At 71.7% G+C, this 20,958-nt stretch carries 15 protein-coding genes; 5 read left to right on the forward strand and 10 right to left on the reverse strand.

The genetic code is table 11. From position 1 onward, the window contains the following. Positions 1-513: 513 nt before the first annotated feature. The 3 genes from treZ to glgX are packed head-to-tail and all read right to left on the reverse strand — an operon-like array spanning position 514 to position 6,672. A complete protein-coding gene (gene treZ / locus ABZS37_RS15320) occupies positions 514-2,238 on the reverse strand; it encodes a malto-oligosyltrehalose trehalohydrolase (protein ID WP_355169284.1) in 1,725 nt (574 codons plus the stop codon). Next, a complete protein-coding gene (gene treY, locus ABZS37_RS15325) occupies positions 2,235-4,553 on the reverse strand; it encodes a malto-oligosyltrehalose synthase (protein ID WP_355169286.1) in 2,319 nt (772 codons plus the stop codon). The genes treZ and treY overlap by 4 nt, the downstream gene beginning before the upstream one ends. Before the next feature lies 1 nt (position 4,554). Further along, positions 4,555-6,672 carry a glycogen debranching protein GlgX gene (gene glgX, locus ABZS37_RS15330; protein ID WP_355169288.1) on the reverse strand — a complete coding sequence of 706 codons (2,118 nt, stop codon included), beginning with the start codon at positions 6,670-6,672 and terminating at the stop codon, positions 4,555-4,557. 332 nt (positions 6,673-7,004) lie between these two features. On the opposite strand from glgX, the gene ABZS37_RS15335 reads away from it, so the two are divergent. From ABZS37_RS15335 to ABZS37_RS15355, 5 genes are all read left to right on the forward strand, one after another. Beyond that, positions 7,005-8,450, forward strand: a complete 1,446-nt coding sequence (locus ABZS37_RS15335) for a glycosyltransferase family 4 protein (RefSeq protein WP_355169290.1) — start codon at positions 7,005-7,007, stop codon at positions 8,448-8,450. Between the two features lie 147 nt (positions 8,451-8,597). Next, the gene (locus ABZS37_RS15340) at positions 8,598-8,945 is read left to right on the forward strand and encodes a metalloregulator ArsR/SmtB family transcription factor (protein WP_355169292.1); all 348 of its coding nucleotides are present in this window, start codon (positions 8,598-8,600) and stop codon (positions 8,943-8,945) included. Continuing rightward, positions 8,942-9,409 carry an SRPBCC domain-containing protein gene (locus tag ABZS37_RS15345; protein WP_355169294.1) on the forward strand — a complete coding sequence of 156 codons (468 nt, stop codon included), beginning with the start codon at positions 8,942-8,944 and terminating at the stop codon, positions 9,407-9,409. Before ABZS37_RS15340 ends, ABZS37_RS15345 begins: the two co-directional genes overlap by 4 nt. Further along, on the forward strand, positions 9,406-9,762 hold the full coding sequence (locus ABZS37_RS15350) for a nuclear transport factor 2 family protein (RefSeq protein ID WP_355169296.1): 357 nt from the start codon (positions 9,406-9,408) through the stop codon (positions 9,760-9,762). Before ABZS37_RS15345 ends, ABZS37_RS15350 begins: the two co-directional genes overlap by 4 nt. Positions 9,763-9,826: 64 nt before the next feature. Beyond that, on the forward strand, positions 9,827-10,471 hold the full coding sequence (locus ABZS37_RS15355; RefSeq protein ID WP_355169298.1) for a maleylpyruvate isomerase N-terminal domain-containing protein: 645 nt from the start codon (positions 9,827-9,829) through the stop codon (positions 10,469-10,471). A gap of 207 nt (positions 10,472-10,678) precedes the next feature. Here the strand turns inward: ABZS37_RS15355 and ABZS37_RS15360 are convergent, their stop codons facing one another. The 7 genes from ABZS37_RS15360 to ABZS37_RS15390 all read right to left on the reverse strand — a co-directional run bounded on the left by ABZS37_RS15360 (position 10,679) and on the right by ABZS37_RS15390 (position 20,957). Beyond that, on the reverse strand, positions 10,679-11,962 hold the full coding sequence (locus tag ABZS37_RS15360; protein WP_355169300.1) for a citrate synthase: 1,284 nt from the start codon (positions 11,960-11,962) through the stop codon (positions 10,679-10,681). A gap of 175 nt (positions 11,963-12,137) precedes the next feature. Beyond that, positions 12,138-14,192, reverse strand: coding sequence for a sulfatase-like hydrolase/transferase (locus tag ABZS37_RS15365; protein WP_355169302.1), 2,055 nt, complete (start codon positions 14,190-14,192; stop codon positions 12,138-12,140). After that, the gene (locus tag ABZS37_RS15370) at positions 14,185-15,615 is read right to left on the reverse strand and encodes a class I SAM-dependent methyltransferase (protein WP_355169304.1); all 1,431 of its coding nucleotides are present in this window, start codon (positions 15,613-15,615) and stop codon (positions 14,185-14,187) included. The genes ABZS37_RS15365 and ABZS37_RS15370 overlap by 8 nt, the downstream gene beginning before the upstream one ends. Before the next feature lie 17 nt (positions 15,616-15,632). After that, positions 15,633-15,782, reverse strand: a complete 150-nt coding sequence (locus tag ABZS37_RS15375) for a hypothetical protein (protein ID WP_179778832.1) — start codon at positions 15,780-15,782, stop codon at positions 15,633-15,635. A 170-nt stretch (positions 15,783-15,952) separates the two neighbouring features. Next, complete coding sequence (locus ABZS37_RS15380) at positions 15,953-17,218, reverse strand: glycosyltransferase (protein WP_355169306.1); 1,266 nt, start codon at positions 17,216-17,218, stop codon at positions 15,953-15,955. After that, the gene (locus ABZS37_RS15385) at positions 17,215-19,461 is read right to left on the reverse strand and encodes a glycosyltransferase family 39 protein (protein ID WP_355169308.1); all 2,247 of its coding nucleotides are present in this window, start codon (positions 19,459-19,461) and stop codon (positions 17,215-17,217) included. The genes ABZS37_RS15380 and ABZS37_RS15385 overlap by 4 nt, the downstream gene beginning before the upstream one ends. A 44-nt stretch (positions 19,462-19,505) precedes the next feature. Further along, positions 19,506-20,957 (reverse strand): HAMP domain-containing sensor histidine kinase, encoded by a 1,452-nt coding sequence (locus ABZS37_RS15390; RefSeq protein ID WP_355169378.1) that lies wholly within the window; start codon positions 20,955-20,957, stop codon positions 19,506-19,508. Position 20,958 lies beyond the last annotated feature (1 nt).

The raw sequence follows: 20,958 nt of genomic DNA on the forward strand, positions 1-20,958 counted from the left end.
TATGCGGCAGGGACGGGGATTGGCCCTCTAAACGGACGACGGTTCCCTCGATGACCGCAGAACCTTCGCCGAGTCGATCTAGGCGGATCGGTGGGTCAACCGTGGGTGGAAGCTGCACCCGGTTCACCCACCTGGCGGGATCATCACCGAAGACGAACTCGCCGCCGTGCCTGCGCGGCAGACTAATCGTCCCGGCCGGCCGAGGCGGCACGGCCTGGCGAGCATCCGGCCTAAACGCATCCGAGCGAGAACTGCACGGGCAGGTCACCAAGGCGTACTGTCCGAAGTGGTCGTACCGCCCTGCACAACAGGTTACGTTTCGTATGCTCGCCGTGGTATCGGGCTGAGATGGACGAGCCCGAGACTCGGGGATCAGTCACCCGAATCGGCCCGGGTCGCGAGGGCATCGGATACGGGCAGCCGGAGGCCGCCCGTAAGGGACATCGGCTCGGCACTGGTCGTCAGAGGCAACGTCACCCGCCGAAGCAGACACCGTGCGAAGCCGTCCCGGCCTCACAGCGCCACGATCGCCGCAGTCTCTGCCGGCAGCTGGATCCGGTCGCGCATCACCGTGACTCCCTCCCCCGTGGCCAGCAGCACCCGCCGAGCCACCCCCGGCAACGACACCCCCTGCCCCCGCCCAGCGAAGTTGGCGACAACCAGCGTGTCCCCCCGCCGCATCAGCAGGAACTGATCCCCATGCTGCACAGAAACCGCGTGCAACCGAGGGTCAGAAAGATCCGGAAGAGACCGACGCAGCGCAATCAACCGCTGGTAGAACGCCAACATCTCCCGATGCTCAGGCTTGTCCAGCTCGGCCCAGTCCAACCGCGACCGCACGAACGTCTCCGGGTCCTGCGGGTCAGGCACGTCCCCCTCAGCCCACCCGTGCGACGCGAACTCCCGCCGCCGCCCCAGCGCCACCGCCGTAGCCAGCTCAGGCTCCGGGTGCGAGGTGAAGAACTGCCAAGGCGTAGAAGCCGCCCACTCCTCCCCCATGAACAGCATGGGCGTGAACGGCGCGGTCAGCAGCAGCACAGCCCCGACCCGCAACAGCGAAGGCGTCAACGACGCCGATATCCGATCCCCGGTAGCCCGGTTGCCGATCTGATCATGGTTCTGCAAGTACGCCACCAACCGATGCCCAGGAACACGCGAGTCCAGAGGCCGCCCATGGTGCCGGTTACGGAAGCTGGACCAGGTGCCGGCGTGGAAGAACCCACCGGTCAGCACGTCCGACAGCGTCTCCAGAGAGCCGAAATCGCCGTAGTAGCCCTGCCGCTCCCCCGTCAGCAACGTGTGCAGCGCGTGGTGGGCGTCGTCGTTCCACTGGGCGTGCAGCCCGAACCCGCCAGCCTCGCGAGGCGTGATGAGCCGTGGATCGTTGAGGTCAGACTCGGCGATCAGGGACAGCGGACGACCCAGGTGCGTCGACAGAGACTCCACCTCGATCGCCAGCTCTTCGAGCAGCGACACGGCGCGGGTGTCGGGCAGGGCGTGTACGGCGTCGAGCCGCAGCCCGTCGACGTGGTAGTCGCGCAGCCACATGAGGACGCTGTCGATGATGTAGCGGCGTACCTCGTCGGAGTGCGGGCCGTCCAGGTTGACCGAGCGGCCCCAACTGTTGCTCTGCTCGGCGAGATAGGGGCCGAACCGCGGCGCGTAGGCCCCGGAGGGCCCGAAATGGTTGTAGACGACGTCGAGGATCACCCCCAGCCCCTTGGCGTGGGCGGCGTCGACGAACCGTTTGAGGCCGTCGGGGCCGCCGTAGGGCTGGTGCGGGGCATACCAGCAGACGCCGTCGTACCCCCAGTTGTGTTCGCCGTTGAAGGCGTTGACCGGGAGCAGCTCGATCAGGTCGACGCCGAGCGACACCAGGTGGTCGAGGCGGTCGATGGCCGCGTCGAAGGTGCCCTCCGGGGTGAAGGTGCCGATGTGCAGCTCGTAGAGGATGCTGCCGGGCAGTTGCCGGCCGGTCCACGCGCTGTCGCTCCACGTAAAGGCGGAGTGGTCGTAGCGTCGGCTGGGCCCGTGCACACCAGCAGGTTGCCACGGCGACCGGGGGTCGGGCAGTGGCGTTTCGTCGTCGTTCAGCAGATAGGAGTAGTCGGGGCCGGCGTCGGGCACCTCGACCCGCCACCAGCCGTCGGCGGCGGCGCGCATCTCGTGGTCGACGTCGCCCGCCAGGCGCAGCCGGACTCGGGTGGCGTCCGGCGCCCACACGGTGAATTCGGTCATGAAGCAGCCTCCACGGAAGCGGTGGGAGGAGCCAGCAGTGCGACGGGATAGTCGGCCAGAAGGTCGTCCAGAGGCGTCTCCCCGCCACTGTAGACCCGGCCGGTGAACAGGTCCTTCATCTCGTTAACGGGAAGCGACAGGACTGTGTCACACCACCCGCCGGCGCGTGCCAGGCCCAGCGGCAGCCGGGTGGCCACGGCGATCGCGCCGCCGCGGTCGAAGGCCAATGCGTGCCGCCCCAGCGGCCCGTGCGCCGGCACCGACCGGTAGGAGGTGAACAGCTCCGGGTGCGCCCGTCGCAGCCGCAGGGTCCGCGACACGACGAGGAGCTTCGCCGCGCCGTCGGTGTCGATCGGGGGACGCCAGCCGTCGTCGAGGCGTGCCAGCATCTCTCGGCGTACGTCGAAGTCGACCGGGCGGCGGTTGTCGGGGTCGACGAGGGAGTTGTCCCACAGCTCGGTGCCCTGGTAGGTGTCCGGGATTCCGGGCATGGCGAGCTGGATGAGCTTCTGCCCGAGGGAGTTGCACCAGCCGGCCGGGGTGATGGCGGCGGCGAGTTCGGTCAGCTCGTCGTGCAGGCTCGGGTCGTCGTACATCAGGTCAACCACGGCGTGCAGGGCCTGCTCGAAGACCGGGTCCGGGTCCGCCCAACTGGTCGAGGCCGCCGCCTCCCGGGCGGCCTTCTCGACGTACGCGTGCAGCCGCTCCCGTTCGATCGGCCACGCGCCGACGGCGGTCTGCCAGAGCAGGTGGGCGAAGGCCGGGTCGGGCAGCGGGGCGTACTCCATCCAGGTGGTGACCTGCTCGGCCCAGCGTTGCGGCAGCTCGCTGAGCACGGCGAGCCGGGCGCGCACGTCCTCGCCGCGTTTGGTGTCGTGGGTCGAGAGGGTGGTCATGCTGGCGGGCCAGCGGACCTGCCGGGCGGCGGCGAAGCGGTGGAACTCCGCCGACGGCACCCCGAAGTGGGCGGGGCTGTCGCCGACCTCGTTCAGCGCGACGAACCGACTCCACCGGTAGAACGCGGTGTCCTCGACGCCCTTGGCCATCACCGCGCCGGTGAACTGCGGGAAACGGCGGGCCAGCTCGTCCTCGGGGTCCCGCAACCGGCGGGTGACCGCGTCCAGGGCCGTGGCCAGGTCGGGGCGACGCCGGCCGGCCTCGGAGCGGGCGACGGCGAGATACCGGGCGCCGTGCGGCGGGTAGCCCCGGTAGACCGGGAACGCCGCGGCCAGCTCGGCGAGCGCCGCGCGGGCCAGCTCGGCAGGCACGTCGGGGGCCAGCGTCGCCAGCCGGGTCAGCTCGGCGGCGAGCAGCCGGGTGGCGGCGGCCAGCTTCGTCTCATGGGTCAGGTCCTCCCACGAGGTGTGCCGCCCGGCGAGGCGGGTGTCCAGCGCCGTGAAGTCCCCCTCGGTGTCCGTGTCGACGAAGAGCCCGCCGACCGCGGCCAGGGCGTCGTAGCCGGTCGTTCCGTCCACCGGCCAGTCCGGCAGCTCCTCGCCGTACTCCAGGATCTTCTCCACCACGAGCCAGGCCTCCGGCGCAGCCTCCCGCAACCGGGTCAGGTAGCCGGCCGGGTCGCGCAGGCCGTCCGGGTGGTCGACACGGATGCCGTCGACCTCCCCGTCGGCGGCCCAGCGCAGGATCAGCTCGTGGGTGGCGGCGAACACCGCCGGGTCCTCCACGCGCAGCCCGGCCAGGCCGGAAACGGCGAAGAACCGGCGGTACGTCAGCTCGGCGTCACCGCGACGCCAGGAGATCAGCTCGTAGTGCTGCCGGTCGTGCACCTCCCGAGGGCTGCCGTCGCCGGTGCCGTCGGCGACCGGGAAGCGGTGCTCGTGGTAGCGCAGCTCCCCGTCGACCAGCTTGAGGTCGTCCAGGGCGGCCGGTTCGTCGGCCAGCACCGGCAGCAGCAGCCGGCCCCGGTCCCAGTCGATGTCGAACCAGTCGGCGTACGCCGAGTCGCGCCCCCGACGCAGCACGTCCCACCAAGCGGGGTTGGCCGGCGGCACGGCCACCCCGGCGTGGTTGGGCACGATGTCGACGACCAGGCCGAGCTTGGCGTCGCGCAGCGCCCGCAGCAGCCGCTGCCGGGCGGCTTCACCGCCCACCTCCGGGTTGACCGCCCGGTGGTCGACCACGTCGTAGCCGTGCGCGGAGCCGGGGGTGGCGGCCAGCAGCGGGGCGCTGTAGAGATGGCTGACGCCCAGGTCGGCGAGGTAGTCGACGATCGCGGCGGTGGCATCCAGGTCGAAGCCAGGGCGGACCTGGATGCGATAGGTGGCTTTTATGGTGGCCTTTGCAGGGGTGGCCGCCATGTCAGATCGTCCTCTCCAACACCACCAGGGAACGGTCCGGCACCCGGATGGTGCCGCCCGCGCTGATCACCGTGACGTCGTCCGGCTCGGGTTCGGCGGTGCTGATCACCCGTTCCCACTTCTGGCCGTACTCGCTGCCGGGCAGGGTGAAGTCCAGCGGCGCGTCGTGGGCGTTGAAGCAGAGCAGAAACGAGGCGTCGTGGTGGCGCTGGCCGTACTGGCCGCGCTCCCGGATGCCCTCTCCGTTGACGAACAACGCCACCGAGCGGCCGAAGTCGTTGCCCCAGTCCTCGCCGGTCATCTCCCGCCCGTCCGGCGTGTACCAGGCCAGGTCGGGCAGCGGGCCGTCGACCTCACGCCCGCCCACCGGCAGGCCGGTGAAGAACCGGCGGCGGCGGAACACCTGGTGCCGTTTGCGGAAGTCGGTGAGCGTGCGGACGAACTCCAGCAGCTGTTCGTCGGCGTTGTCCCAGTCGACCCAGGCCAGCTCGCTGTCCTGGCAGTAGACGTTGTTGTTGCCGTGCTGGGTGCGGCCCAGCTCGTCACCGTGGCCGATCATCGGTACGCCCTGCGACAGCATCAGGGTGGCCAGGAAGTTACGCCGCTGCTTGGCCCGCAGGGCGAGCACCGCCTCGTCGTCGGTGTCGCCCTCGACGCCGCAGTTCCAGGAGCGGTTGTGGCTCTCGCCGTCCCGGTTGTCCTCGCCGTTGGCCTCGTTGTGCTTGTCGTTGTACGACACCAGGTCGTTGAGCGTGAACCCGTCGTGGACGGTGACGAAGTTGATGCTGTGGAACGGGCGACGCCCGTCGTCCTGGTAGAGGTCGGCGGAGCCGGAGATCCGGGACGCGAACTCCGCGAGGGTGGCCGGCTCACCGCGCCAGAAGTCCCGTACGGTGTCGCGGTACTTGCCGTTCCACTCGGTCCACAGCGGCGGGAAGTTGCCCACCTGGTAGCCGCCGGGGCCGACGTCCCACGGCTCGGCGATCAGCTTGACCTGGCTGACCACAGGGTCCTGCTGCACCACCTCGAAGAAGGTCGAGAGCCGGTCGACCTCGTAGAACTCTCGGGCCAGGGTCGCGGCCAGGTCGAAGCGGAACCCGTCGACGTGCATCTCCTGCACCCAGTAGCGCAGCGAATCCATGATCAGTTGCAGGGAGTGCGGGCTGCGCACGTTGAGGCTGTTGCCGGTGCCCGTGTAGTCGACGAAGTAGCGGCGGTCCTCTTCACTGAGCCGGTAGTAGCTCGGGGCGTCCACGCCCTTGAAGCTCAACGTCGGCCCGAGGTGGTTGCCCTCGGCGGTGTGGTTGTAGACCACGTCGAGGATGACCTCGATGCCGGCCGCGTGCAGCGCCTTGACCATGCCCCTGAACTCCTGCACCTGCTGGCCGGTCCGGCCCAGCGCGGAGTAGCCGTGGTGCGGGGCGAAGAAGCCGATGGTGTTGTAACCCCAGTAGTTACGCAGCCCCAGGTCGTTCAGCCGGTGGTCGTGGATGAACTGGTGCACCGGCATCAGCTCGATCGCGGTCACCCCGAGCCGGGTCAGATACTCGATCATCGGCGGGGAGGCGATGCCCGCGTACGTGCCGCGCAGCTCCTCCGGGATGTCCGGGTGACGCATCGTCAGCCCGCGTACGTGCGCCTCGTAGATCACCGAGTGGTGGTAAGGGGTGCGCGGCGGCCTGTCGTTGCCCCAGTCGAAGTACGGGTTGACCACCACCGACTTCGGCATGAACGGCGCCGAGTCGGTCTCCGACATCCGCTCCGGCTCCGCCATCTCGTAGTCGTAGACCGCCGGGTCCCACTCCACGTCACCGTCGATGGCCTTCGCGTACGGGTCGAGCAGCAGCTTGTGCGGGTTGCAGCGCAGCCCGTTCGCCGGGTCGTACGGGCCGTACACCCGGTAGCCGTAACGCTGACCCGGCTCGATGCCCGGCAGGTACGCGTGCCACACGTACGCGTCCACCTCGCGCAGCTCGACCCGGCGCTCGGCGCCGGTGTCCCACTCGTCGAAGAGGCACAGCTCGATCCGCTCGGCCACCTCGGAGAAGATGGCGAAGTTGGTGCCCATCCCGTCGTAGGTGGCGCCCAGGGGATACCGCTCGCCCGGCCAGACCTGCATCTCGCTCCTTCAAACCATGGTCATGTGCGCACCGCGCCACGAGCGCGCCGGCGGGAGGCCGCCCACGCGCACGCGGGTATTGCCCCCCGCCCCGGCACGCCAATCCATCCTTCCAGGCGATGCCCGGAATCCACCTGTCTGATGCGCGCTACACCCCTCAGGTGTCCTCCGTCACCTTGGCCCCTCTCAGGGTGCGTTATCGCGCTCGATGCCCTTTGCTGGTTGGGGACACGCGCCCGCGCGTGCCTCCTCGGCCCTCGGCCACCCCTTACACCTCTCGCTCCGCCGCCACTGACGCCGGCGCGCACCACCATGCATGGACGGAGATTGATGTGACGACCCTGCGGGTCGACGAGCAGTTCGCTGCCACCAAGGACCGGACCCACCGGCCCACCCTGACCTCCCGGCCTCAGCTTTCGACGCAGCCCGGTCTTTCCGCGCAGCCTGGCGCAACCGTGCCGCCGCAGACCGGCCCGGGAGTGCCCCCGCAGACCCGCCGCATCCTGATGCTCTCCTGGGAGTACCCGCCGGTGCTCGTCGGCGGCCTCGGCCGCCACGTCCACGCGCTGTCGGTGGCGCTGGCCGCCGCCGGCCACGAGGTCACCGTCGTCACCCGCCACACCGAGGGCGCACCCCTGGAGGAGTACGCCGACGGCGTCCGCATCCTGCGCGCCCCCGAGGACCCGGTGACCTTCCCCCTCGCCACCGGCAGCCTGCTGGCCTGGACGATGGCCTTCAACCACACCCTCACCCGCACCGCGCTGCGCGCCACCGAAGCCGGCACCTACGACGTCATCCACGCCCACGACTGGCTCGTCGCCCACACAGCGATGACGTTGCGCGACCACCTGGACATCCCGCTGGTCACGACCATCCACGCCACCGAGGCGGGACGGCACCAGGGCTGGCTGCCCGAGGAGATGAACCGCACCATCCACGGCGTCGAGCAGTGGCTCAGCAGTGAGTCCGGCCGGGTGATCGTCTGCTCCGGTTACATGCGTGACGAGGTGAACGCGCTGTTCGGCGTACCGTCCGGACGGGTCGACGTGGTCGCCAACGGCGTGGAGCCGCACCGCTGGCGGGTGCCGGCGCGTGCCGTGGCCGCCGCCCGGGCCCGGTTCGCCGGGGACGGCCCGCTGGTCACCTTCGCCGGCCGCCTCGTGTACGAGAAGGGCGTGCAGCACCTGATCGCCGCACTGCCCCGGCTGCGGGAACGGCACCCCGGGCTGCGCGCCGTGATCGCCGGCGACGGCCCGTACCGTGCCGAGTTGGAAGCCGAGGTGCACCGCCGCGGCCTCGGCGACATGGTCACCATGCCCGGCTTCCTCGGCGGCACCGACCTGCCGGCACTGATGGCCGCGTCCGACTGCTTCGCCGTGCCGAGCATCTACGAGCCGTTCGGCATGGTGGCCCTGGAGGGCGCAGCGGCCGGCGCGCCCCTCGCCGTCGCGGCCACCGGCGGCCTCGCGGAGATCATCGAGCCGGGGAAGACCGGGATGACCTTCCGCCCCCACGACCCCGACGGCCTGACCGACGCCGTGGACGCGCTGCTCTCGGATCCCGACCGCGCCCGCGTCATGGCCCGTCGCGCCCGGCGGATGGTCCACGACCAGTACGGCTGGGCGGCGATCGCCCAGCGCACCGCCGCCAGCTACGCCGCCGCCATCGCCACCGACGCCGCGTGCACCGCCCAGCGCGCCGAGCAGCGCATGTCCCAGGGCCGGGCCCTCCCGGCGCTCCCCGAGGGCAACCTGCTCGCCGCCGCCGGCCTGCGCTGACCGCGATCGTGCGGCCCGGTGCCGCTCGCTGATCGACTCCGTGTCGCCGATATTGCGGTGTCCCTGCCCTGGGATACCGCAATGTCGGCGACAACGCTTTCCCAAGTGGTTGTTTGCGCAAAGGATCGTTTGCATTAGGGTGAGGCCATGTCCACCTCACTCGCCGCACCTGGCCCGGATCTCGACTCGGCCTTCGCCGCTCTCGGTGACCCTGTCCGTCGCGCCCTGCTGACGCGTCTCGCGCGGGGTGACGCCACTGTGGGTGAGCTCGCCGCACCGTTCGACCTGACCCCGCAGGCGATCTCCCACCACGTCGGCGTCCTGCGACGGTGTGGCCTGGTCGAGCAGCGACGCGAGGGCACGAGACGCCCCTGCCGGCTGAGGGCCGATCAACTGGCGCTGCTCGGCGGGTGGATCGACGACCAGCGCCGAGTCTGGGACGACCGGCTCGACGCCCTCGAACAGCATCTCGGCGACGACGGAGCGGTCCGTTGACCGCCAAGGCGGAGCTCCGTGGCGACGAACTGATCGCCCGGCGCCACTTCCGAGCGGCCCCTGAACGCGTCTGGGCCGCCTTCACCTCACCGGCAAGCATCGCGGCGTTCTGGGGCGGCTCGCACGCTTCCGTACCCCCGGAGTCCGTGACCGTGGACCTGCGGCCCGGCGGCGATTTCGCGCTCGACACCCGCGCGCCGGACGGCGCGTCCCGCCGGCTGCGGTTCGTCTACGTGAGCGTCGCCGCCCCGCATGAGCTGGTGTTCGACGAGCCCGTCACCGGCCTCCGCACGACCGTCACCGTCCAGCCCGCTGGCGACGGCACGGACCTCACCGTCCACCAGCGTCGGCTTCCCCCGGAGCTGCGGAGCGCCCAGGCAGTCGACGGGCTCGCCTCGATCCTCGACGCACTCGCCACACACCTGCAAGACGACGAAGCCCGACCACAACGGAGAACGACATGACGCAGACGTCCCAACGCGACCTCGTTGCGGAATACTTCGCCGGTTTCCGGACGAGCGACCACCCGCGCATCCTCGCGACCCTCACCGATGACGTCGAGTGGGTCATTCACGGTCACCGGACCACGCGCGGCAAGGCGGAGTTCGACGGCGAGATCGAGAACCCGGCGTTCACCGGCAGCCCTGAGCTTGACGTCCAGCGTGTCTACGAGGACGGCCCGGTCGTCGTCACCACGGGCGAGGGCGGCGGCGTCAGCGTCGAGCACGGGCGGTTCCGGTTCGCCTTCAACGACCTGTTCACGTTCCGCGACGGTCTGATCGCGCGCGTCGATTCCTACCTCGTTCCGCTGCCCTGAGCCCGAGTCAGGCGGGGCCCCGGCGAGGTCCGCGCCGGACTGCCGTACCTGTCAAAATGTGCGGATGTCTCGCCCTGTCGACGCCCTGGATGCTGCCTTCCCCGTCGCCGCCTCGATCGCGCTGGACCTGATCCGGCGCTCCGAGGTGTCCGAGCAGTGGTCGCGTCCCAGCGTGCTGCCGCACCTGTCGGTGGGAGGTCTGGCGTGCCACCTGGGGCGTCAGGCGGTACGGGTGGCAGAGCTGCTGCCGATGCCGACCGACCTGCCTCTCCTGGAGTCGGCCGACGGCCACTACGAGCGGGCCGCCTGGGTCACCGAGGGCGCTCCGGACGAGGCCTCGGTCGCCTCCGGTTCGGATGAGGCAGACGCGGCACGGGGGCCAGCGGACCTGCACGCCCGCTCCGCCGCCGCGCTGGAGGAGGTGGGCCACCTGCTCTCCCGAGGGGCGGCCCGCGACGTCGTGCCCATCCCCTGGCAGGGCTGGTCCCTGCGACGCAGTGAGTTCCTGCTCACCCGCCAGCTGGAAATCGTGGTCCACTCCGACGACCTCGCGGTGAGCGTCGGCGTGCCGACGCCGGCATTCCCGGCGGACGTCTTCGACCCGGTGCGCGACCTGCTGGTACGACTGGCCGTGCGCCGCCACGGCCAGTCCGCGCTGATCAGCGCGCTGAGCCGCAGCGAGCGAGCACAGGACATCTCGGCCTTCTAGAGGCTCGCCCGCTCCCGGCACACGACCCCGGCCCGGCGCACACCCACCATCGCCCGGCCCTCGCCGCTTGATCGACTCCATGTCGCCGATGTGGGGGTGTCCCTGGCACCGGATACCCCCACATCGGCGATATGAAGTCGATCAAGCGGCGGCAGGCCGCCGACCCCGGGTGGGTCGACGGCCTGTCGGTGGTGCGAAGAGCGGCGGTCAGCGCTCGGCGAAGGGGATGTAGTCCCGCTCGGCGGAACCGACGTAGATCTGCCGCGGACGGCCGATCTTGGTCTCCGGGTCGTTGATCATCTCGCGCCACTGGGCGATCCAGCCGGGGAGCCGGCCGAGCGCGAAGAGGACCGTGAACATCTTCGTCGGGAAGCCCATGGCCTTGTAGATCAGGCCGGTGTAGAAGTCCACGTTCGGGTAGAGCCGACGGGAGACGAAGAAGTCGTCGGCGAGCGCGATCTCCTCCAACTCCATGGCGATGTCCAGCAGCGGGTCCGGCTTGGCCATCCGGCCCAGCACGTCCTGCGCGGCCTTCTTGACGATCGCGGCCCGCGGGTCGTAGTTCTTGTAGACCCGGTGGCCGAAGCCCATCAGCTTGACGCCGTCCTGCTTGTCCTTGACCTTGCGGACGAAGGACCGGACGTCACCGTCACCGGCGTGGATCTGCTGGAGCATCTCCAGTACGGCCTGGTTGGCGCCGCCGTGCAGCGGGCCGAACAGGGCGTTCACGCCAGCGGAGACCGAGGCGAACAGGTTGGCGTTGCTGGAGCCGACCAGCCGGACGGTCGACGTGGAGCAGTTCTGCTCGTGGTCGGCGTGCAGAACGAAGAGCATGTCCAGCACCTTCGACATCACCGGGTCGACCTCGTACGGCTCGGCCGGCACGCCGAACGTCATCCGCAGCAGGTTGTCCACGTACCCCAGCGAGTTGTCCGGGTAGAGCAGCGGCTGCCCGATGGACTTCTTGTACGCGTACGAGGCGATGGTGGGGACCTTCGCCATGAGCCGGACCGTGGAGATCTCCACGTGCTCGGAGTCGAACGGGTCCAGGCTGTCCTGGTAGAAGGTGGACAGGGCGCTCACCGCGGACGAGAGCACCGCCATCGGGTGGGCGTCCCGGGGGAAGCCGTCGAAGAAGCGGCGCATCTCCTCGTGCAGCAACGAGTGCCGCCGAATCCACTCGGTGAACTCAGTCAGCTGCTGCTCGCTCGGCAGCTCACCGTAGATGAGCAGGTAGGAGACCTCCAGGAAAGAGGACTTCTCGGCCAACTGCTCGATCGGGTATCCCCGGTAACGCAGGATCCCCGCGTCGCCGTCGATGTAGGTGATCGCGGATGAGGCGGCGGCGGTGTTCACGAAACCCGGGTCGTACGTTGTCATCCCGGTTTCTTTCAGCAGCTTGCTCACCCCGACACCGGCGGGGCCCTCGACCGCAGGATGTACCGGCATCGACAGCTGCCCACCGGGGTGATCGAGCTTGACTTCCGTCATGTGGTTCCTCGCTTCGCCGGCAGATCTACGTTGAATTGCCTTCGCTTCTACCGTAATTGCGGCTTGGGGGACAACGCCCGCCGTGGTTCGGCGGTGAGGTATGCGTCACCCGATTCCCGACCGGGCCGCCGGGAAACCCCGGCATCCCGGCAGGCGGGACGAACCCTGGATCGGGTCACGACAGCGCGAGGCGTCGCAGCGTACCGTCCGTCGCTACCTGGAAGACGTCGAGCTGGTTGGTGCCGGCGTGGAACAGCTTGTCGTCGCTGAGCAGCGCGGCGAACCGGCGTCCTCCGGGGTCGGCCGGCACCACCGGGACGACGGCTCCGATCCGACCGTTGACGGCCACCGCCAGCAGCGTGCCGTCGGGGATCCGGTCCGGGACGTCTCCCCACACGAGCGCCGGGAGGGTGCCGGTGTCCGGGTCCACGGCCGTGAAGGCGGCCAGGTCGGCCACCCGGGCGCTGCCTCCGGCCGGGCCGGCGCGCACCTCGGTGCCGACCAGGGGGTGCGGCGTCGGCAGCAGCGGCGGGGCGGGCACCCCACCGGGGAAGGTGACCGGTTCGCCGGGGCGGTCGTAGAAGTGTTTGGTGCCGTCGGTGCGGGGGGCCTGCCGGGCGGAGCGGCCGTCGACCCGCCAGGGCAGCCGGATGTTGGCCTCGTCGGCGACGGTTGGCAGGAGGTCGACGTGCTCCCAGTTGCGGTCGTCCACCCGGCCGGCCTGCTGCCTGGGCTCCTTGATGAACATCGGCACCCACGCGACCTCGCCGGCGGCGGCCTTGATCGCGTCCATGCCCCGACCCTGCGCCCCGGGGCGGAAGCTGACCCCGTGGTCGGCGGTGACCACGACGAGGGCCTGGTCATAGAGGCCGCTGGCGCGCAGCGTACGCAGTGTCTCGCCGATCAGCCGGTCGGTGTAGCCGAGCTGGGCGAGGTGCCGCTGCCGGGCCAGCTCGACCCAGCCGGCGCCGTCGTTGGGCAGGTCCTCGGGGGCGTCGTAGCGCGCCCCGGACGGCAGGTACGCCCACGGCGAGTGCGGCATCAGCAGGTGCAGGAAGTGCAGGGTGGGCCGGGGCGTCGGCTTCAGCCCGGCCAGGAAGCTGGTGAAGCGGGCCGGCTGGTTGTCGTCCAGGCTGTCCCAGCGGAACTTCGGGTCGGCCGGCACCGGCTCGGCGGCGTCCAGCCCGGCCTCGGCCCGGGTCTGCTCCCGGTAGGAGTCCTCCGGGTCGACCGCGCTCTCCGTCGGCCCGGTGACCTGGCCGAACAGTTTGCCGGTCTCCTGGACCAGCACGCCGAGCCCTTGTTCCGGGGTGACCGGTTGCTCGCAGCGGCTGGGCGGGCAGAGTCGGGTGATGCTCTCCTCGGCCTGGATGTCGTAGAGGCCGCCGAAGGCGGTGAAGATGTTGTCCGGGTACTGCGAGTAGTGCGGGGCGACGGGCCGCGCCGGGTAGCGGCCGGTGAGCATCGCGGGCAGCGCGTTGGGCGTCCACCCGCTGACCCCGGTGGCGTTGCGGTACCAGGTCGAGGTGCCGGCCAGCTCGGCGAAGTGCGGGAACCGGGCCGCGTCGATCCGCCCGTCGGCGCCGAGCAGGCTGACCAGCGGCAGCTCGTCGAGGATCAGCATGACGACCGGCGGGTGCACGCCCGAGCCCTGGGCGGTGCCGGCCGCGCCGCCGTCGGTGCGCGGCAGCACCACGGCCGAGGTGGGCGAGGCGAGCAGGAAGAGCGCCACGAAGGCCACCGGCCCGGCGGCGGCCAGTCGCAGCACCCGGCCCGGTGCCCGCCACCGCCGGTGTGCGACCGCGCCGGCGGCGCCGGCCAGCACGGCCACGAGCAGCAGGGGTACGCCCCGGAGCGGCGTCACGTGGCGGCCCACCTGCACGGCGAGGGCGGCGAGCAGCAGCCCGATCAACGCGGTGTGGGTGAGGGCGCGGGCGGTCCGGCCGGCCAGTCGGCTGAGCGTGCCGAGCAGTGCCACGGGCACCGTGGGCACCACCGCCACCAGGGCGGTCAGCAGCAGGATCTGGGCCGGGTCGGCGCGGTGGAAGAGGAAGAAGTCGGGGCTGCGGCCGAGCACGTCCAGCAGCGGCTGGGTGACCACCAGCCCGACCAGCGCGACCACCTCCAGCAGCCGACCCAGCTCGCCCCGCCAGCCCCGGTCCCACCGCCCGGCGGCCGGGCGTGCCCGCTCGTCCGGAGCCGGCGGGTCGGCGGAGGCCGGTTCAGCCACCCATCACCGTCCGGTAGAGCGTGCGCGTGCCGGAGGGCAGTTCCAGCCGGTCGGTGATCCGGCCCCGGGCACTCAGCAGCGCCTCGAAGGTGTCGCGCCGGTAGTCCGGGAAGAGGCCGGCCGGCTTGTTGGCCAGCAACCGGGTCGCCATCGGATCCTCCGGGTGGACGAACTCCACCACCATCGCGCCGCCCGGCACGGTCAGCCCCGCCAGCCAGTCGACGACCTCCGGCAGCGGCACGTTGCGTCCGATCGCCAGGTGGTGCACCAGGGCCAGGGCGAGCACCACGTCGGCGGACGCCCGCTCGGCGAAGCCTGCCCGCTCGACGCCCCGCCAGCCTCCACCGGGTGACGGGTCGGCCAGGTCCAGCACCAGCGGCAGGATGCGTCGCTGCCCCTCGGACCGCAATTTTCGGTACAACTCGTCGACCACGGCCGGGTCCTGCTCGACGGCGACCACGTAGTCGGCGTGCCCGGCCGCCAACCGGGAGTACCGGCCGTCGTTGGCACCGAGGTCGAGCACCAGGCGAGGTCGGGCGCCAGCCGCCACCGAGGTCGCCACGAACTGCTCCTTCGCCACCCGGTCCCGTGCGGAGTAACCGCAGGTGCGCTGGTAGTCCGACCAGTGGCTCTCGGCCGGACGACGGTCCAGCCGGCGGACCAGCTTCTCGATTCCGCGTACGGTGGCCAGCAGCAACTCCCGGGAGAAGCCGGCGGCCCGCAGTTGATCGCGTACGTCGCTGGTGCTGGCGGCGGCGTTGCGGTGCTGCATGGTCCCGTGCAGGTGCAGGTGGGTCAGCACGCCGGGGCGCAGTCGGCGGGCCCCGCCGAAGAGTGGCCGGAGTTCGTCGGCCTCGATGCCGTCGACCCGGGCGCGCAGCCAGGGCTGGAAGTCGACGCCGAGGTGGGCGGTGAGCATCAGCGGGTAGAGCACGGTCTGGCAGAACTGCCGGTAGCCGGCCCACGGTTCGCCGTCGCGTACCGGCTCAAAGGAGCCGATGTCGATGAAGACCGGCTCGGCGCCCCGCCACTGCAGGTTGTACGCCGAGCCGTCCTTGGTGGTGAAGCCTTCGGTGAGTGCGGCGCGCAGGACTTCCAGGTGCAGCAGTGCGGCGTCGCGCAGCATGCTGAACGACCACTCGTACGGGTGGGAGACGAACGGGATGCGCTCGTGGCGTAGCACGGCGGCCCACGGTGCCCCGGTCGCGGCGGGCACCAGTGTCGGCGGGGCGTCCTCGGTGGCGCAGACCTTGCGCGCGGCGACGAGCGCCGGGAAGAACGTGCTGCCGGTCAGCGCCCGCCAGTGCTCGGCGGCCTGGGTGTCCAGCCCCCGCAGCACCTCGTCGCCGATGTGGAAGACCCGGTTCGCCGGGTCGCGGAAGGAGGCGGGCTCGGGCCGTACCCCCGTGGGTGAGATCGCCATCGCCGAGACTGGCCCGCTCACCGCTGGTCGGTCGGTTGCCGGCGGAACCGGTCGACCAGGCGTCGCCAGTAGAGCTTCGCGGCGACCGCTGCGCCGGCCACCCCGCCAACGACCGCCTGCACGATCAGGCTGCCGGATCCCGCGTCCAGGTAGGCCAGATGTCTCACTGATCGCTCCTTGCCCTCGCCCGTCTCGACACCGGCTCGCGGGTGCGCAGCGATGAGGCTTTTGACCCTTTAAGCCGGACTTGTCCTCACCGTACGCTGATCGTCATCCGGGTACCGGGCACATTGGCGGACTCCCAGCCTCGCCACAGGTATAGGCAGCAAGTGCAAGATCAACGGAGCCGAACGGGCTTGCGGTGGTGCATGCCGAGGCGCAGCAGCACGAAGCGCAGCACGGTGGCGGCCAGGTTCGCGGCCACCAGCACGGCCAACTCCACCGGCCGGGCGGGTACGGCGTGGACCGCGTGCAGCACGGCCAGCGAGCCACTGGTCAACGCCAGGCCGAGCGCGAAGGCCAGCAGCCCCTGCAGGTGATGCCGACCGGCGTGCCGACGCCCGCTGATGCCGAACGTCAGCCGCCGGTTCGCGGCCGTGTTCGCCACCGCGGTCACCAGCAGCGCCAGCAGGTTCGCCGGCTGCGCGCCGAGCGTGCCCCGGGTGGCCACGAACAGCAACAGGTACGCGAGCGTGCTCGCCACTCCGACCGCCGCGAACCGGACCAGCTGCCCGGGCAACCCGACCGGCACCTGCGCCGGCGGCGTCTGGCCGGGCTGCTCGGACGGCGCTGCCAGCGGTGCCCGGCCGACCTGCGCGCGCAGGTCGGCCAGTGGCAGCGCGCCGGTCAGCAGCGCACGGCCCAACCGCCCCACGCCGCGCAGGTCGGCCAGGGCGGTGGCGACGATGTCGACCCGGCTGTCCGGGTCGTCGACCCAGTCCACCGGCACCTCGTGGATGCGCAGCCCGGCCCGCTGAGCGAGCACCAGCAGCTCGGTGTCGAAGAACCAGCCGGTGTCCCGCACCAACGGGAGCAGCTCACCGGCCACGTCGGCCCGGATCGCCTTGAACCCGCACTGCGCGTCGGAGAACCGCGCCGCCAGCGCGCCGCGCAGCAGCAGGTTGTACGCCCGCGAGATCACCTCCCGCTTGGCACCGCGCACCACCCGGGAGGTACGCGCCAGGCGGGTGCCGATCGCCAGGTCGGAGTGGCCGGAGATGAGCGGCGCGACCAGCGGCAACAGCGCCGCCAGGTCGGTGGAGAGGTCCACGTCCATGTACGCCAGCACCGGCGCGGACGACGCGGACCAGGCGGCGGACAGCGCCCTCCCCCGCCCCTTGGCGTCCAGGTGCAGCACGTCGACGCCGGGCAGCTCGGCGGCGAGACTGTCAGCCACCTTCAGGGTGTCGTCGACGCTGGCGTTGTCGGCGATGGTGATCTGGAACGGGTACGGGAAGTGTTCGCTCAGGTGAGCGTGCAGCCGCCGTACGCACGGCCCGAGGTCGCTCTCCTCGTTGTAGACCGGGATCACCACGTCCAGCACCGCACCGGCGGCGGTGGGTCGGGCCTGGACGGCGGCCCGGGGTCCGTTGAGCGCGGTCATGACGCCTCCGTACCGGTGCTCAGGTCGTAGAGGGTGACACCGTCGACGGTCTGCGCCGTGAAGCTCTCCTCGACCCAGGCGGCGATCTCCTGGGAGGCGGAGCTGCCGCCGTTGGCCCCGAAGCCGCCACCACCGACGAAGTAGTGGATCTTTCCGTCGGCGACGTAACCCTGGAACTGCGCGAGGGTCGGTGACGGGTCACTGCCGTTGAACCCGCCGATCGGCATCACCGGGTCGCCGGTGGCGAGCTGGTAGCCGGAGGCGTTGTTGGAGCCGACCGTGGCAGCCACCCAGGTGTAGTCGGCGCTGTCGCGCTGAAGCAGCTCGCGCAGCGCGGCGCTGGGCTCACGGGTATCGAGCAGCCCGCCCATCCCCCCACCAGCCGAGCGCCCCTGCCCGCCGAACGATCCGGGCGCCTGGCCGCCGCCGGGCACTTGAGCGCCACCGGGCACTTGAGCGCCACCGGGCACCTGGCCGCCTCCCGGCACCTGGGCACCGCCGGGCGATCCGGGCGCCTGGCCGCCGTTGCGGCCGCCGCCGGGGAAGCCTGGACCCTGGCCGCCGTTCTGGCCGCCGCCGGGGAACTGGCCGCGTCCCGGCAGCTCCATGCCGCCGGGCGGTCGGCCACCGGGGAAGCCGCCTCGCCCGAACCCGCCCGCCACGGACGGGCCGGCGCTCGGGATCGATCCGGTGTGCGGGGTCGCGGCGGTCTGCACCGCGTACGCCACGGGGCCGGCCAGCGCCGCCGCCGCGCCCAGGCCCAGCACCACCGGCACCAACCGGCGGGGCAGTCGGGTGACCAGCAGGATCAGCGCCGCGCCGACGAGACCGGCGATCAGCACGGTGGTCCGCAGCCACGGGTACCAGTCGGGGCTGCGCCCGAGCAGCACCCATGCCCACCAGACGGTGATCGCGAGGGTGCCGGCGAGCGTCGCCATGGCGGCCAGCGGACGCCACCGCTGCCAGCGAGTGCCAGCGGTCGCGTCGTCACCCGACGCGGGCAGCGGGTGGCGCTGCCGCCAGAGCAGCGTCACGCCGATGCCGACCAGCGCGCCGATCGCCGGGGCGAGCGCGACCGTGTAGTAGGCGTGGAAGATCCCGGACATGAAGCTGAAGATCAGCCCGGTGACCAGCAGCCAACCGCCCCAGAGCAGCAGCCCGGCCCGGGTGCGGTCGGTGCGGGCCGCGCGACCGGCCAGCAGCAGCCCGGCGACCAGCAGGATCAACGCGGCCGGCAGCAGCCAGGAGACCTGACCGCCGATCTCGCCGCCGAACATCCGCAGCAGGCCGGTCTGCCCCGAGAACGGGCCACCGCCACCGCCCCTCGGGCCGCCACCGCCACCGCCGACGCTGCCCACCTCGTCGCCGGTGATCCGGCCGAGGCCGTTGTAGCCGAGGGTGAGCTCCAGGATGCTGTTGTTCTGCGAGCCGCCGATGTACGGGCGGGCGCTGGCCGGGACCAGCTCGACGATCGCCACCCACCAGCCGGCGGAGACCACCACCGCCAGGCCGGCCAGCAGCAGCTGCCGGACCCGCCGCCACAGCCCGGTCGGCGCGGCCAACAGGTAGACGCCGGCGAAGACCGGCACCACGAGGAACGCCTGGAGCATCTTGGTGAGGAAGCCGAAGCCGACCAGCACACCGACCAGCACGATCCAGCGGGTGCTGGCCGATTCCAGGGCGCGGACGGTGGCGTACGCCCCGGCGACCAGCAGCAGGACGAGCAACGCGTCGGGGTTGTTGAACCGGAACATCAGCGTCGCCACCGGAGTGACCGCGAGGACCGCGCCGGCGATCAGTCCGGCCACCGGCCCGTACCAGCGCTTCACGGTCGCGTAGAGCACGCCGACCGAGGCGACGCCGCAGAGCGCCTGTGGGACGAGCATCGCCCAGCTGTTCAACCCGAAGACGCGTACGGACAGGGCCATCAGCCACAGCGACGCGGGGGTCTTGTCGACGGTGATGGAGTTGGCGGCGTCCGACGAGCCGTAGAGGAACGCCTTCCAGCTCACCGAGCCGGCCTGCACGGCCGCCGCGTAGAACGAGTTCGCCCAGCCGGAGGCGCCCAGGCCCCACAGGTAGAGCGCACCGGTGGCGAGCAGCAGGACCGCCAGCGCGAGCCGGGTCCAGGCCGCCGAGCGGCGCGTCTGCGGCGGGGGCTCGTCGGGGCGCGTGGCTGTCGGCGGCTGCTCCGCCGGGCCGGGTTCGGCGGGCGTGGTCGGCAGGGTGTCGGTTCTGTCCATGCGGCCAGCCTCGACGGCTGGGCTGGCGCGACCCCGTGCGCGGCCTATGCGTCAGCTGTGGGATTGGGCAACCGGACGGTGAACACGGTCCGACCCGGGCGACTGTCCACCCCGACCCTGCCGTGGTGGGCCTCCACCACCGCCGCGACGATCGCCAGGCCGAGGCCGGTGCTGCCGTGCGCCCTCGACCGGGAGCTGTCGCCGCGGGCGAACCGCTCGAACATCTCCGGTTGCAGCTCCGCCGGCACCCCCGGTCCGTCGTCGGCGACGGTGAGCACGGCGCTGTCCCCGTCGACGGCCAGCGTGGTGGTCACGACGGTTCCCGGCGGGGTGTGGACCCGGGCGTTGGCGAGCAGGTTCGCCACCACCTGGTGCAGCCGGGCGGCGTCGCCGGGCACCCGGATCGCCACCTCGGGCAGGTCGAGTTGCCAGCGGTGTTCGGGGCCGGCGACGTGCGCGTCGCTGACCGCGTCCACCACCAGGGCGGTCAGGTCGACCGGGTCCGCCGCGAGCGGCCGGCCGGTGTCCAGCCGGGCCAGCAGCAGCAGGTCGTCGACGAGGCTGGTCATCCGGGTGCTCTCCGACTCCACCCGGCGCAGCGCGTGCGCCACGTCGGTGGGGACCTCGTCGCGACCGCGCCGGGCCACCTCGGCGTAGCCGCGGATCGCCGCGAGGGGCGTCCGCAACTCGTGGCTGGCGTCGGCGACGAACTGGCGTACCCGCGTCTCGCTGGCCTGCCGGGCGGCCAACGCGTCGGCGACGTGGCCCAGCATCCGGTTCAGGGCCGCGCCGACCTGGCCGACCTCGGTACGCGGGTCGGTGTCCGCGGCCGGAACCCGGACGGCGAGCGCCACCTCGCCACGGTCCAGGGGCAGCTCGGTGACCCGGGTGGCGGTGGCGGCGACCCGGTTGAGCGGTCGCAGGGTGGCCCTCACGATCAGCGCGCCGGCGGCTCCGGCGATGACCAGCCCGACGGCGGCCACCCCGACCTGCGCCGCGACCATCCACCAGACGGTCTCCTGGACACCGGAGAGGGGGATCGCGACGACGCGTACCGCGCCGTCGCGGAACTGCCGGGCCACGGCCCGGTAGTCACCGCGGGCGCCGAGGTCGACGGTGCGCGGTTCGGCGCCGACCGGCAGGCCCGCCAGTGTGGCGACCTCCCCGACCGGCACGGACTGCTCGTCGGGGAACGGATCGTCGCTGGACGGGCTTTTGGTCAGGGTCCGCGCGCTCGTCACCCGGCCGTCGGTGATCTCGGCGACCACCGCGCCGGACGGCAGCCCGAGGGGGACGCCCGGTCCGTTGCCCGGGAAGGACGGCCGCCCCGGACGGTCGCCCTGCATGGCCGTCGCGGGAGCCAGTTGGGCGTCGAGCCGGTCGATCAGGAAGTGCCGCAGCGCCACGGTGGTGAGGCCACCGATGGCGACGCTGACCAACGCCAGCAGCGCGACCAGGGCAAACACCAGTCGGGTACGCAAAGAGCGGCCGGCCAGC

The organism is Micromonospora sp. NPDC005413 (assembly GCF_040606435.1).
In the GTDB taxonomy this organism is placed as follows: Bacteria; Actinomycetota; Actinomycetes; order Mycobacteriales; family Micromonosporaceae; genus Micromonospora.